This is a genomic window from Planomicrobium soli, assembly GCF_003014655.1.
Taxonomy (GTDB): domain Bacteria; phylum Bacillota; class Bacilli; order Bacillales_A; family Planococcaceae; genus Planococcus; species Planococcus soli_B.
In genome coordinates this window covers 179,185-191,554 of sequence record NZ_PYAT01000002.1, presented here as the reverse complement: position 1 = coordinate 191,554, position 12,370 = coordinate 179,185, and the positions used below count along the sequence as shown (strand labels likewise).

At 43.4% G+C, this 12,370-nt stretch carries 13 protein-coding genes; 7 read left to right on the top strand and 6 right to left on the bottom strand.

Features of this window, described 5'->3' with window-relative positions; all coding sequences use genetic code 11:
- Positions 1-61: 61 nt before the first annotated feature.
- From B0H99_RS03175 to B0H99_RS03150, 6 genes are all read left to right on the top strand, one after another.
- Positions 62-415 carry a helix-turn-helix domain-containing protein gene (locus tag B0H99_RS03175; protein ID WP_106532187.1) on the top strand — a complete coding sequence of 118 codons (354 nt, stop codon included), beginning with the start codon at positions 62-64 and terminating at the stop codon, positions 413-415.
- A 145-nt stretch (positions 416-560) separates the two neighbouring features.
- Positions 561-1,163, top strand: a complete 603-nt coding sequence (locus B0H99_RS03170) for a DJ-1/PfpI family protein (protein WP_245894366.1) — start codon at positions 561-563, stop codon at positions 1,161-1,163.
- Positions 1,164-1,302: 139 nt separating this feature from the next.
- Positions 1,303-2,013, top strand: coding sequence for a response regulator transcription factor (locus B0H99_RS03165; RefSeq protein WP_281258856.1), 711 nt, complete (start codon positions 1,303-1,305; stop codon positions 2,011-2,013).
- Entirely contained in the window at positions 2,006-3,022 is a 1,017-nt protein-coding gene (locus tag B0H99_RS03160; protein ID WP_106532185.1) for a sensor histidine kinase, read from the top strand. The genes B0H99_RS03165 and B0H99_RS03160 overlap by 8 nt, the downstream gene beginning before the upstream one ends.
- Positions 3,023-3,312: 290 nt before the next feature.
- Entirely contained in the window at positions 3,313-4,080 is a 768-nt protein-coding gene (locus B0H99_RS03155) for an ABC transporter ATP-binding protein (protein ID WP_106532184.1), read from the top strand.
- A complete protein-coding gene (locus tag B0H99_RS03150) occupies positions 4,073-6,049 on the top strand; it encodes an FtsX-like permease family protein (protein ID WP_106532183.1) in 1,977 nt (658 codons plus the stop codon). The genes B0H99_RS03155 and B0H99_RS03150 overlap by 8 nt, the downstream gene beginning before the upstream one ends.
- 48 nt (positions 6,050-6,097) lie before the next feature.
- Here B0H99_RS03150 and B0H99_RS03145 read toward each other — a convergent pair whose 3' ends face one another.
- The gene (locus B0H99_RS03145; protein WP_245894365.1) at positions 6,098-6,313 is read right to left on the bottom strand and encodes a TM2 domain-containing protein; all 216 of its coding nucleotides are present in this window, start codon (positions 6,311-6,313) and stop codon (positions 6,098-6,100) included.
- A gap of 177 nt (positions 6,314-6,490) precedes the next feature.
- Positions 6,491-6,979, bottom strand: coding sequence for a BsuPI-related putative proteinase inhibitor (locus tag B0H99_RS03140; RefSeq protein ID WP_106532181.1), 489 nt, complete (start codon positions 6,977-6,979; stop codon positions 6,491-6,493).
- Positions 6,980-7,162: 183 nt separating this feature from the next.
- On the opposite strand from B0H99_RS03140, the gene B0H99_RS03135 reads away from it, so the two are divergent.
- A complete protein-coding gene (locus tag B0H99_RS03135) occupies positions 7,163-8,365 on the top strand; it encodes an aminotransferase-like domain-containing protein (RefSeq protein ID WP_106532180.1) in 1,203 nt (400 codons plus the stop codon).
- A gap of 82 nt (positions 8,366-8,447) precedes the next feature.
- Here B0H99_RS03135 and B0H99_RS03130 read toward each other — a convergent pair whose 3' ends face one another.
- The 4 genes from B0H99_RS03130 to B0H99_RS03115 form a co-directional block, all read right to left on the bottom strand.
- Positions 8,448-9,335: a fructose bisphosphate aldolase gene (locus tag B0H99_RS03130; RefSeq protein WP_106532179.1), complete on the bottom strand. Its 888-nt coding sequence runs from the start codon at positions 9,333-9,335 to the stop codon at positions 8,448-8,450.
- Positions 9,336-9,815: 480 nt separating this feature from the next.
- A complete protein-coding gene (locus B0H99_RS03125; RefSeq protein WP_106532178.1) occupies positions 9,816-10,727 on the bottom strand; it encodes a DMT family transporter in 912 nt (303 codons plus the stop codon).
- 157 nt (positions 10,728-10,884) lie between these two features.
- Positions 10,885-11,238 carry a hypothetical protein gene (locus B0H99_RS03120; RefSeq protein ID WP_106532177.1) on the bottom strand — a complete coding sequence of 118 codons (354 nt, stop codon included), beginning with the start codon at positions 11,236-11,238 and terminating at the stop codon, positions 10,885-10,887.
- Between the two features lie 104 nt (positions 11,239-11,342).
- A complete protein-coding gene (locus tag B0H99_RS03115; protein ID WP_106532176.1) occupies positions 11,343-12,254 on the bottom strand; it encodes an oxidoreductase in 912 nt (303 codons plus the stop codon).
- Between the last annotated feature and the right edge of the window lie 116 nt (positions 12,255-12,370).

The window sequence follows — 12,370 nt, the reverse complement described above, 5'->3', positions numbered from 1 at the left end:
ATTATAAGTACATAAATGAGATGAAAAGAAAAGACAAATAGAATAAAGAAGGAGTACGCTCATGCCAAAATTATTTGAAAATCTTAAGCTGCTTAGAGAAAAGAATAAACTTAACATGCAGTTCGTATCTGACCATTTGAAAATTACTAGAGCGGTTTATGCGAAATATGAAACCGGCAACGCAGAACCGAATCTTAAAATGATAATCAAGATAGCAAATTTGTATAACGTTTCCTTAGATGAATTAGTAGGCAGAGAATTTACACCTAATGGCAAAGTGATTGATCAACTTATTATAAAAAAAGAAATGACGAAAGAGATTAATAGTATGGTTAAACAAATCGCCAATGAGTTTATACAAAGTAAAGAAGCTGACATCACCAATAGGATAAAGCAAAAGTTCAACTTAAGATAGTATATGAAAGAAGGTAAAGTCAGCCGTATGCAGAGAATTTGCATGCGGCTTTTTGTTCACTTAGGCGTTCCGAACGGGTGTTGCCATGTTATAATACAGCATAAAATAAAGTCGGAATAGTTAAATAAATAGGAGGAGGATGGACATGCAAACAGTTTTATTTGTGGTATTGGACGGATATGCAGACTGGGAAGGCGCACCGCTTGCTGCAGCGTTAATGGGAGAGTTAGAAGGAGTAGGAGAGTTTGATGTGAAAACGGTGTCTTTGGCCAAAGAACCTATAAAGTCGATGGGCGGTTTTACTGTTCTTCCGGATTACGCAATTGAGGAAGCTCCCGAGGATTTTGCCGGTTTGATTTTGATCGGCGGAACTTCCTGGCGGAAAGAAGCGAGCCAGCGGGTGATGGAGCTTCTTGAAAAGGCGATGGAGCGGGAAGTGGTAGTAGGCGCGATTTGTGACGCGACGGTATTTTTAAGCAAGAACGGGCTATTGAATAACATTGAACACACTGGCAACTTTCTGGAAAATGTTAAAGAAATAGGTGGGTCAAACTATAGCAATGAAGCCGGCTATCTCGAGCAGCAAGCAGTGCGAAGTGGCCAAATTATTACAGCAAACGGCACAGCATATATGGAGTTCGGCAAGGAAGTGCTGGAGGCATTAGATGCAGCCCCTCAAGAGAAAATCGATGAATGGTACGGCTTTTTCAAGCAAGGTTTCCATGACTTTATGAAAACAAATAGTTGAGGTGAGTCGGTCCGACCACCCCTGATTGTGGAGTTTCAGCCACAAACAGGGGTGGTTTTGTTTTTGATGGTGAGCCCAGCAGAAATTCGATAAACTGAGAGAAGGAATAATGTAGATAAAACAGGCAAACAAGAATCTGATGAATGATTGGAATGAGACGATGTTCAAAATTATGATTGTGGAAGACGATTTGACGATTGCCGGTGTGTTGAAAGAAGAGCTGAAAAAATGGAATTATGAAGCGTTCCTAGTGGAAGATTTCAGCCGGGTAATGGAGGAATTCAAAGACAATGCGCCACAGCTTGTGCTGATGGACATTTCGCTTCCTTCGTTCAACGGCTATTATTGGTGCCAAGAAATTCGCAAGGCATCACAAGTGCCAATCATTTTCATCTCTTCTCGAAATGAGAATATGGATATTGTCATGGCCATCCAGATGGGGGCGGATGACTTCATCTCCAAGCCGTTTGATCTTACGGTAGCGGTTGCGAAAACACAAGCGCTGTTAAGAAGGACTTACGATTTTAACGAATCGGATAATTTCCTGAACTTCAACCGAACGGTCCTGAAGCCCGGTGAATCTAAACTCTACTATGAACAGCAGGAAGTGGATTTGACGCGGACGGAGTTGAAGATTCTTGAACTGCTGTTTTTGGAAAAAGGCGAATACGTTACAAGGGAAGAAATCATGGTCAAATTATGGGAAGATGAATCGTTCATCGACGACAACACCTTGGCAGTCAACATTGCAAGGCTGCGCAAAAAGCTGGCAAAAGCCGAGCTGCTGGATTTCATTGTAACCAAAAAAGGGATCGGGTATGCCCTCAATAAGGAGGCAGCCCATGAATAAACCTTCAAAAAGTGAAGTATTAAAAAGCTTTTTGCTGGCAGTGCGTGCGCAGTTTTTCGTATTTTTCGGCACCATTGGAATTTTCGGGCTGGTTTTTGTATTGGGAAGGCTGCCTTTCGATCTCTTTTTATATTGTACGGAATTAGCGGCTTTTTTCTTTCTCGCATACTTAATCGTCCAGTATATCCGTTTTAAAAAACGTTATTTCCTGCTTCAAAGCCTGCAGGCTGTAAGTGCGTCGAATATAAAAGAGGTTGCTGAAAACGCTGACCCTGCAGAGCGGTTGTATATTGAAAAACTTGAGGAGCTGCTTCTCGACTTGCGTGAGCTTGAGAACTTGCATAAAGACCGGCAAGCTGATCAGCTTGATTATTTCACGCTTTGGCTCCACCAGATCAAGACACCAATTTCCGCCATCAGCTTACTGAACCAAAGTTCTCAAGCAAAAGAGGCAAAGCAGATTTCTCAAGAATTGGTGCGGCTTGAGGATTACACCCATATGGCGCTGAATTATATAAAGCTCGAAGAATCTGGGGCAGAAATGGATCTTGCCGAGGTGGATCTTGATGACATTATAAAAAAAGCGATCAAGAAATATTCGATCCTCTTCATCTATAAAGGCATCAAGCTCGATTACGAGCCGCTTGGAATCCAGGCATTGTCCGACGGGAAATGGCTGCAGAATCTGCTGGAACAAATTTTGTCGAACAGTTTAAAATATACGCCGCATGGCACAATCTCTATTTTCAAAGACCCGAAGAATGCGCATGTTCTTGTTATTGAAGATACCGGCCTTGGCATCCGCACCGAAGATTTGCCGAAGATTTTCAATAAAGGCTATTCAGGCTTAAATGGCCGCCTCCATGAAAAATCGACGGGTCTCGGACTCTTTCTCAGCAAAAAAATATGCCAGCGGCTGGGCCACACGCTCGATATCCAATCGGAATTCGGCCGAGGCACCCGCGTGTCGATCGACATGTCGAGAAAAGAATTAGCGGTTTTTGACTAAAGAAGAAATGCTCCCGAAGAACTTCGGAGCATTTTTTGCTGACTCGCTCGATTTTATTAAATAGATTGATGAAAGCAGTCGTTTATGTGAACTAATGGAGCTTTTACATGAACTTTTGAGATTCTTTCATGAACTAACGCATTTCTTACATGACTTATGGAACTTTTTACATGAATCAGCCAAAAATCAGCAATCTTACGAAACCGTAAGATTGTGTATCTGATTGTAAGGCTAGGTACAGGCAGCCCGTTTTTTCCTGTCGTATCATTGAGAGCAAGGAGGGGTTAGCAATGACCTTATTAGAAATCAAAAATCTTAAAAAAGTATACACAGCGCGATTTTCAAACCAGCAGACAGAAGCGCTGGCAGCCGTCAATTTCTCAGTGAAAGAAGGAGAGTTTGTTTCGATCATGGGGGAATCGGGTTCCGGAAAGACGACGCTCTTGAATATTATCTCCACGCTTGATGATGCTACTTCCGGAGAAGTCTATTTGGACGGTGAACCGTTATCAAAAATCAAAGACAAAGAAATTTCCGCTTTCCGCAGAAATACGCTTGGCTTTGTTTTTCAAGATTTTAACTTACTGGATAATTTCACAATCAAAGACAATATCCTTTTGCCATTGGTGCTGTCGAAAACGCCGATTGAGGAAATGGAGCGCCGGTTGATACCCATTGTCAAAAACCTTGGAATCGAAGCCCATATCAACAAATTCCCATACGAGGTTTCAGGCGGGCAAAAACAGCGGGTTGCTGTAGCGCGGGCACTCATCACGCAGCCGAAAATCATTTTGGCGGATGAACCGACAGGCGCCCTTGACTCGAAAGCGTCTCAAAACTTGATGGAAATCCTTAAAGGCATCAATGAAACCGGACAGACAATTTTAATGGTGACCCACAGCACGCGGGCTGCGAGTTTTTCAAATCGCGTCCTCTTTATTCAGGACGGCGCGGTGTACCATGAAATTTACCGGGCGGATGCATCAGCTGATGAATTTATGGACCGCATCTCGCAGTCATTGACCGTCTTGTCCAACCGTGGTGAACGGAATGAATAGCCGCTTTTTCTCTTCATTGGCGCTGCGCAATATCCGGTCGAACAAGCAATTGTACATTCCTTACTTGCTGTCTTCAACTGCAATTATTATGATGTTTTATTTGATGGCTTCTTTAATGACAAATAAGTTTGTGCAGGAGCGTTCAAGTTCGTTGCCGACTTTGTTTGGCATTGGAGTAATTGTCATAGGCATCTTTTCGGTTATTTTCATCTTGTATACAAACAGCTTTCTCATAAAGAGAAGAAAAAAGGAAATCGGCCTTTACGGCATCTTGGGGCTCGAGAAGAAACACGTCGCGAAAATTCTTTTTTTCGAAACCTTTTTTACAAGCATTTTAAGCATTGCCGCAGGTTTGATGGCGGGACTGATTTTTGGTCGCCTGGTCTTCATGCTGTTGAATTATCTGCTGCGTTTGCCTTCAAATATCGGCTATTCGACTTCACTGATGACCGCTGCGGCAACAGTTGCATTATTCGTTGGCATTTTTGGAATTACCTATCTTTATAACGTCAGCCAATTCACGTTTGCGAATCCGATCAAATTACTGAAAGGAAAGCAAGAAGGAGAGAAGGAACCAAAAGGCTCAATCATTCTTTTTCTTCTTTCGCTGATTTTTCTTGCCTGGGGCTACGGCATTTCATTGACCATCCCAGACCCTCTTAGCGCGATATCCAAATTCTTTTTGGCTGTGCTGCTTGTTATTATCGGAACCTATCTCTTATTTGTGTCCGGATCGATTTTCATTTTAAAGGCAATGAAGAAAAATAAGCGAATCTATTACCGTCCTGGCGCTTTTATCTCTATTTCGGGCATGTTGTATCGCATGAAACAAAATACGGTGGGCTTGGCGAATATTTGTATTTTGGCATCAATGGTCATTATTGCGGTTTCCACTACTGTGACTATTTTTATCGGGTCAGAAGAAACATTGGAGAACCGTTTTCCATATGAAAACAATATGACGCTTCATGGAGACCCTGAAAACGTCGATGCCATAAATCCCCGCTTTTTCGAGCTTCAAGACCAGTTCCGTGAAGAGACAAAAAAACTGGGCCTTGAAGTGACGGAAATGGAGACTTACCGCTATCAAAACCTGTTCGGCAGGCTGAACGGCAATCGATTTGTATTTGAAAAAAGCGGTCCAGGAACAGAACTGCCTGTCTTTATGGATGTCCTGCCTCTTGAAGATTTCAATAAAATGACCGGGAAATCGTATTCACTGGCAGACGATGAAGCACTTTACTACCACTCGACTGGAACGTACAAAAAAGAAGAATTGGCCATTGGAGAGCAGACTTTCCAATTGACTCCGATCGAAAACGAATTCAGCGAGGAGATGGCGTTGACAGAATCGCTGGCACTTGTCGTGCCAAACATTTCGCAAATTGAGCAAATCAAAGCGGATTTTGAAAAAGAGGTGCCAGGAGATAGTTATATGGCGATCAATGCGAAAATCGGCTGGAATACAACTGGCACGGAGGAAGATAAGAAAAAACTTGCTGATCAGTTGAGCGAAGAATACAGTTGGGCTTCGGATGGCCATTACGAGTCGCGGGAAAACCAGCGTGTAGAATGGTACAGCATGAACGGCGGCTTTTTGTTCCTCGGTATTTTCCTGGGCTTGTTGTTCACCATCGGTACGGTGCTGATCACGTACTTCAAGCAAGTATCCGAAGGTTTTGACGATCGTGGGAAATTCCAGATCATGCAGAAAGTCGGCCTTGATAAAGAGATGATCCAAGAGTCGACGCGTTCGCAGATTGTCTGGATGTTTCTGTTGCCGATCGTCATCGCGACAATCCATGTGGTTTTTGCTTATCCGATTGTCCGGAAATTGCTGCTGATATTCGGCATCACCAATGAAATGACCTGGCTCTTGTCGTTTATCGGTGTTGTCATCGCCTTTGCAGCGATTTATTGGATGATTTACCGGGTCACTTCGAGAGTGTACTACAGCATCGTCAAATGAACCCGAAGAAAAAAGGAATTCGGCATACTGCTGAATTCCTTTTTTCGCTTAGCGCTTGCCATGAGTTGCCTGAAATTTTTCCTCGGATTGCAACAAGTAGGAGACACCTTCAATAAAGCCTATAATAGCGGGAATGGCTGTCCAACAAAAAGCTAAATATAAAAGCCCAGTCTTAGGTTTCCCTAAGTAAAATTTATGGACTCCGAAATCCCCTAAGAAGATTCCGAGAAGCCCTGCCGCCAGTTTGCTTTTCATCTTCATCATCCTTTCTGCGTTAAACTTATTTTTCCCTGTATTGGTTAGAGTTAACCTCTGATTGCAGTGAAATCAGTAAAAGGTTAAAAGTGATTTAAGTTCAAGAAGGAGAGAAAGAACGCTGTTGCGATAGGGTAACTGCAAAAGGGCCGCATTTTTCAGCTAATGCGGCTCTTTTGAATACTTCTATTCTACTACGTGCTCCGCTTCTGCTTTAAAGGCTGGCCCTTCCTCCGGTGTTAGCCATACTTTAAGCTTGTATGTGCCCGGCTCTAAATCTGCCTCGGGAATGTCAAATTCATATTTTAATTCTTCTGCTTGCTTGATGGTTTCTTCACCCATGCTTTGTGTAAATGAAGCGATAGAAGAGAAGAGAAAAGCTTGTTCATTGTTTTTATTTGTTAAAGAGAAATCAAAACGCTGGCCGCTTGTGAATTGAAACGTTTTTACTTGTTCTGTCTGGTTTTTCAATGTATAGCGGTACGTATCTCCCTCTACTTGTTCAACAGTCGGATTTACTTCCCCTGCCAAGATTCCACCTGTAGACCCTTCAGTTGTTTTCGGCTCCTCCGCTGGCGGCTCATTTTTTGCATCTTCATCACTTGTACCACATGCTGTAAGAAGCAGTATAAGCCCAAGAATTACTAATGCCTTAAGCCATGTTCTTTTTTTCATCATTATTCCTCCTTAAGTCTAACGGTGCTATTTATTATGAGAACGTTATAAGCGTCCAAAAGTTACAGTTTAACGCAAGACAAAAAAGCTTGTTTTATAACCTATAGTCATAAGTGGCAAATCGAGTGATAATCTGTAGAATAAACACAAGGTCCAATCGGTAATGAGAGAGGAGCAACTGATATGAAACAGCAAATTCCATTTTCAAAAGAAATCTCGCTAGCATTTGAAAATGATCCGCCTGGCCAGTGGTTATCTGTATTGCCAAAAGGCTGCATTCGCCTTAGTTCAGGCTATCCGGCACCGGCGCTTGTTCCGTCTGAAGAAATAAAGTCTGCGGTAGTCCAGCTGCTCAGTGAAGAGGGCGACTTACCGCTCCAATATATCGGGAGCCCGAGAGTTCCGAAGCTGAAAGAGATGATTAAAGAAAGATTAGCTGGGCGTGATGTAGTTGTTGCAGAAGATGAATTGCTTGTTACAGCCGGCGCTTGCCAAGGGATTGATTTGATTGCGCGCGTAATGCTAGACAAAGATGCGGTCGTTGCAATTGAAGCGCCTACTTATATGGAGGCGCTGGAAGTGTTCCAGAATTACACAGACCACTTTATAAGTGTGCCAGTAGATGAACAAGGCCTTCAGACCGAACGCTTCGCGGAATTGTTATCGAATAGAAAAGAGCAGGGACTGCCGCTTCCACGGATCTTGTACACGATACCGACTTCTCAGAATCCGACGGGGACGACAATGTCTTTGGAGCGCCGAAAACATTTGCTGCTGCTTGCTGAAGAGTACGGCTTTTTTATTTTAGAGGATGATGCATATGGTGAACTGGGCTTTGCAAAGGAGCCGCGTTTGTTGAAAGCGATGGATAAACAGGACCGCGTTCTCCATATCGGGTCTTTCTCGAAAGTTGTGGCTCCTGGTATGCGGATCGGATGGGTAGCAGGTCCAGCAGAACTCATAACAACATTGGGATGGTTCAAAAAAGATATAGGCCATCCATTTACCCAATCCACATTAGCGGCATTTCTTGAAGGCTCTGATTTTGACAAACGTCTGGTCTCTTTAAGTTCTACTTATCAATCAAAATGTATGGCAATGCTCTCTGCATTAAAAGATTTTTTGCCTCCATCGGTTTCCTGGTACGTGCCGGAAGGCGGTTATTTTGTCTGGGTCAAAGTTCCAGGCGCCAACACAACGGATTTGTTGCCGGAAGCCTTGAATGCAGGCGTTTCTTTCGTGCCGGGTAAATACTTTTTCTTGAACCAAGAAGAGGGGAATGAGTATTTGAGGTTGTCGTTCAGCTATGCGAGTAAAGAGGAAATTGTGAAGGGTGTTCAATTGCTTGGAGAAGTGGTTGCCTTGGACTTTCGAAAAGACACATAATCTGAGGCAGCTTTGCTTACAGCAAATTAACAAGGCGTGTCCGAATAACCAGGTTGGTTATCGGGCACGCCTTTATTTTAGATTAAGTAATCGAAGCCTCATAAATCGTCTGAATCGAATCTTCAATCGCTGCGTTGAATTCATCATCACTTTGACTCGCGCTTACTCCTTCTGATAATCCTCTGGAAAAGCTGGCAATTAAGCCTTGATTGGCTGCCAGTTTTTCATTCGCTACTTTTCGGGAATATCCACCGGAAAGGGCGACAACCCGAACGACACGAGGGTGTTCGATTAATTCGCGGTAATAGTTGTCGACAGTCGGAATCGATAGCTTCAACATGATGTTTTGATCTTCGCTCAGTCCATCTAAGTAATTCAAGAGTTCTTGTTTTAAGATCTCTTCGCATTTTTCTTTGTTTTCGCTATGGATATTAACTTCAGGCTCGATGATCGGCACAAGTCCTGCTGCTAAAATTTGCTTGGCGACCTCAAATTGCTGTTCGACCACTCGCCGGATACCATTAGGATTTGGTTCGTTGATAACGGAACGCATTTTCGTTCCGAAAACATGCCGCTCATTTGCCCGCTGCAATAACTCATCTAAGTTCGGAATAGGTTTCATCAATTGAACGCCATCTTCTTCATCCGCCAGCCCTTTGTCGACTTTCAAAAAGGGCACGACGCCTTTTTCTTCCCATAAATAATCAGACGTATACTTGCCTTCGACTTCACGGTCCATTGTCTGCTCAAACAGGATGGCCCCAAGAATCGAATCGGAATTGAAGGAAGGGGCGGTCATAACCCGCGTCCGCATTTCATGGATCAAGTCATACATTTCCTCTTCATTGGAGTATTGGTCTTCAGAAACCCCGTAAAGCTTTAATGCCTTTGGTGTACTGCCGCCGCTCTGGTCAAGTGCAGCGATAAACCCTTTTCCGTTCTTTACTAGATCGAATTGTTCTTGATTCATTGTCCCAGCTCCTTAGATAATTTTTCATAAAAATTAACAGTAAGCCTTACACAATTAGTGTAACAAAAAAAGAGCTTTATGTGTGCTGAAAAATTGAACTATTCTGTAAGCGATAGGATTGCAGAAATAGCGGAAAGGGAATAGCTGAAATAATACGATAAGGTCTTGCTGAAAGGCTTCAAAACTAACTAAAGGAGGAAATAGTCGTGAAATCAAATGCTTCAGAAGAATATAATTCATCTAAACGAACAAAAGATAATGACAATGAAAATGCAGTAGATAAAGCCTGAAAGTTTATAGGTGTTGAAGATAATAACAATCACCACAAAAGTGTAGATGCAGCATATCCAAATATGCCTGATGAAGAAACTTATATAGAGAACCCTTGGGACAATTATTGAAGTTCATTTCAAAAAAAGTGCTAAGTAAAAAGAAAGGGCCTTTTGAAATTTTAAAAAGGCCCTTTCTTTTTAAAGTTTTTTATGTAGACGATTCCAGGGTTCTCCCCGAAACGCTTCGTCTTTTCTTGCCAAGTGCATTCACAATAATGACGCCGCCAATGGCTATCATACCGCCTATAAGTGCCAGGGGAGTCGGCAATTCCTGTAACCAGAACCAGGCGACGATAATGGCCACTGCGGGTTCCAAGTAGATAAGGCTCGACACTGCACTGGCATTTTCCATTGATAGCGCAGTTGCCCATGCGACATAGGCGATTGCTGCTGGAAAAATGCCTACGTATAAAGTGGAAAAATGTGCTTCCATCGTTGCATTTTGCAGCGCTGTAAAAATTCCTGGTGAAAAGATGAAAAACGGCAGGGTGCCTGCCCACGTAAAATAAGCGGTCAATTCAATCGCTGAATAGCGGGTGAACAACGGCTTTTGGAAAACGAAAAAGATTGAGGTGGCAAAAGCAGCAATCAGTACAAGCACTGCGCCGCTTGTCAACGTCAACGAAGCTCCTGTTGAACCGAAAGCGATGAAGAGAATGCCAATAAAACCAACGCCCAAGCCAAGCCACCCAAGTCCCGTCAACCGTTCTTTCAGGACGAACATCGCAATCAATGCTGTGAATATCGGTCCTGAGCCGACCAACATGCCGGCGGTACCGGCTGAAATTGTCTCCATGCCGAATGTCACGCAAATATGATAGACGCTAATGCCGAGCCAGCCGAGCAAAAGAATCCGGACAATATCGCCTTTATGCGGCAAACGGAATTTTGTTCCCGGCCATAGTGCATAAATCAGAAAAAGAAGTGACGCAACCGCAAAGCGGACAAGTACGTTCTGGCCTGCATCATATCCGCCCTGCAAACTGACGCGGATGGCTGCAAACGATGAACCCCATATAAGAATCGAAAACAATGCCAGCGAAAAAGCTTTTGTGTTCAAAAAATCTCCTCCATATCAGCCCTTGGCTTCAGTAACGCTCTATTAACACACAAAGCTTATTATATGCTTTAATAGCGGGAATGTTAATCGATGGCTTTCTTTCCATGCAAAACCCCTTTGGCAATTGGAACAGCCAAAGGGGTTAGTTTTTTGAAAATTAAGTGGCGGTAGAATCAAATTCTAATTCTTGGGCACGCCCGAGCCGTTCAGTCAACGTGTTGAAGATATCATTAAAATGCTTTCCTTCATACCACATCTCATTGTAAGCGGCAGACCGGACTACGACATGCTTTTCATTTTTTGTTACATCGATTTGAACTGCATGCGTTTCGCCAGTTTCTTCAATTTCTTTTCTTTTTTCTCTCATAAACAGATCTACATCATTCGGCTCGTATTGCTCAAATGTTTTTACGACTTCATTAAAAATGGATATGGTGTCTTCTTCGCTTTCGAAAAGCCAGAAATAGCCTTTCTTTTCACTTGTCAACCGAATCGTAAGTTGATATTCCAAGACATTACCTCCTTTTTATGAAAAAGCAGTTGTGCCTTATTGCTATACCCGATTTCAATAAAGTAATTCTTGATTTCAAAGAAACTTGATCTGTTTTCGGGAAGTTATGATTGTTCTTGGCCTGTGAAATCGAATTTCACGCCGGTTAGTTCTTCTGAGACTTCCCACAGTTTTTTCGATGCCGCTTCGTTGTTTGCAGATGCGTGAGGGGTATCGAGTGCCGGAAATCCTTTCCGTTGGCCTTTGCCATCAGGGCCGATGTACTCGCCGCCATTCAAGGTGGATTCAGTGGCGGCGTAGATGGTTGGCATCGCGCCCATGACAGGCGGCTGAAGGAGCCGGTTGGCCAGTCCTTTTAAAAACTCAGGGGCATCGCGTTTGCCAAATTTAAATAGGTTAGTTGCTGAAATGCCTGGATGGCAAGCAAAGCTTTTTGTAGAGATGCCATGAGCTTTCAATCGTTTATCGAGCTCAAGCGCAAACAACAAATTCGCCAGTTTGCTTTGTCCATAAAACTTCATTGCCTTATAACCTTTTGAGCCGTCAAGGTTGTCAAAATCTATAGAGGCGCCTTTATGGGCCAAGCTGCTGACGGTGACCACACGAGAATCTGGTTTTTTTAAAAGCAACGGCAAAAGCAGGCCCGTAAGCGCAAAGTGGCCAAGGTGGTTGCTGCCGAACTGCAGTTCAAAACCGTCTTTCGTTTTTGTAAGCGGGGGAGTCATCACTCCGGCATTGTTGATCAACAAATCGAGTGACTCGAAACGGCTTTCGAACTGTTCAGCAAAGCCATGTACCGTTGAAAGGTCAGCAAGGTCGAGTTTCATAACTTCTATTTGCGCCTCAGGTTGCCCCTGCAGAATTGTGTTACACGCAGCGCGCCCTTTTTCTTCGTTTCGCACGGCCAGGATGATCCGGGCTCCGCGCTCGGCAAACACTTTCGCCGCTTCTAGGCCAATTCCGCTGTTTCCGCCCGTAACAATTGCGGTTTTTCCGGTTAATAGCTCTTGTGCCATTCTATCAGCTCCTCACTTTTTCATTTCCTCAAGCTCTTAAAAGGTAACAAGCTTTGCTTTGATACTTCAATTTTTGCAAAGAAGCAGTCGTATAAAAACCGCCTTCGGTTTTTGAA

Excerpts from the sequence above, each read along its gene's own strand:
- B0H99_RS03175 (WP_106532187.1), top strand. The coding sequence starts at position 62 with ATGCCAAAATTATTTGAAAATCTTAAGCTGCTTAGAGAAAAGAATAAA.
- B0H99_RS03170 (WP_245894366.1), top strand. The coding sequence starts at position 561 with ATGCAAACAGTTTTATTTGTGGTATTGGACGGATATGCAGACTGGGAA.
- B0H99_RS03165 (WP_281258856.1), top strand. The coding sequence starts at position 1,303 with ATGAATGATTGGAATGAGACGATGTTCAAAATTATGATTGTGGAAGAC.
- B0H99_RS03160 (WP_106532185.1), top strand. The coding sequence starts at position 2,006 with ATGAATAAACCTTCAAAAAGTGAAGTATTAAAAAGCTTTTTGCTGGCA.
- B0H99_RS03155 (WP_106532184.1), top strand. The coding sequence starts at position 3,313 with ATGACCTTATTAGAAATCAAAAATCTTAAAAAAGTATACACAGCGCGA.
- B0H99_RS03150 (WP_106532183.1), top strand. The coding sequence starts at position 4,073 with ATGAATAGCCGCTTTTTCTCTTCATTGGCGCTGCGCAATATCCGGTCG.
- B0H99_RS03145 (WP_245894365.1), bottom strand. The coding sequence starts at position 6,313 with ATGATGAAGATGAAAAGCAAACTGGCGGCAGGGCTTCTCGGAATCTTC.
- B0H99_RS03140 (WP_106532181.1), bottom strand. The coding sequence starts at position 6,979 with ATGAAAAAAAGAACATGGCTTAAGGCATTAGTAATTCTTGGGCTTATA.
- B0H99_RS03135 (WP_106532180.1), top strand. The coding sequence starts at position 7,163 with ATGAAACAGCAAATTCCATTTTCAAAAGAAATCTCGCTAGCATTTGAA.
- B0H99_RS03130 (WP_106532179.1), bottom strand. The coding sequence starts at position 9,335 with ATGAATCAAGAACAATTCGATCTAGTAAAGAACGGAAAAGGGTTTATC.
- B0H99_RS03115 (WP_106532176.1), bottom strand. The coding sequence starts at position 12,254 with ATGGCACAAGAGCTATTAACCGGAAAAACCGCAATTGTTACGGGCGGA.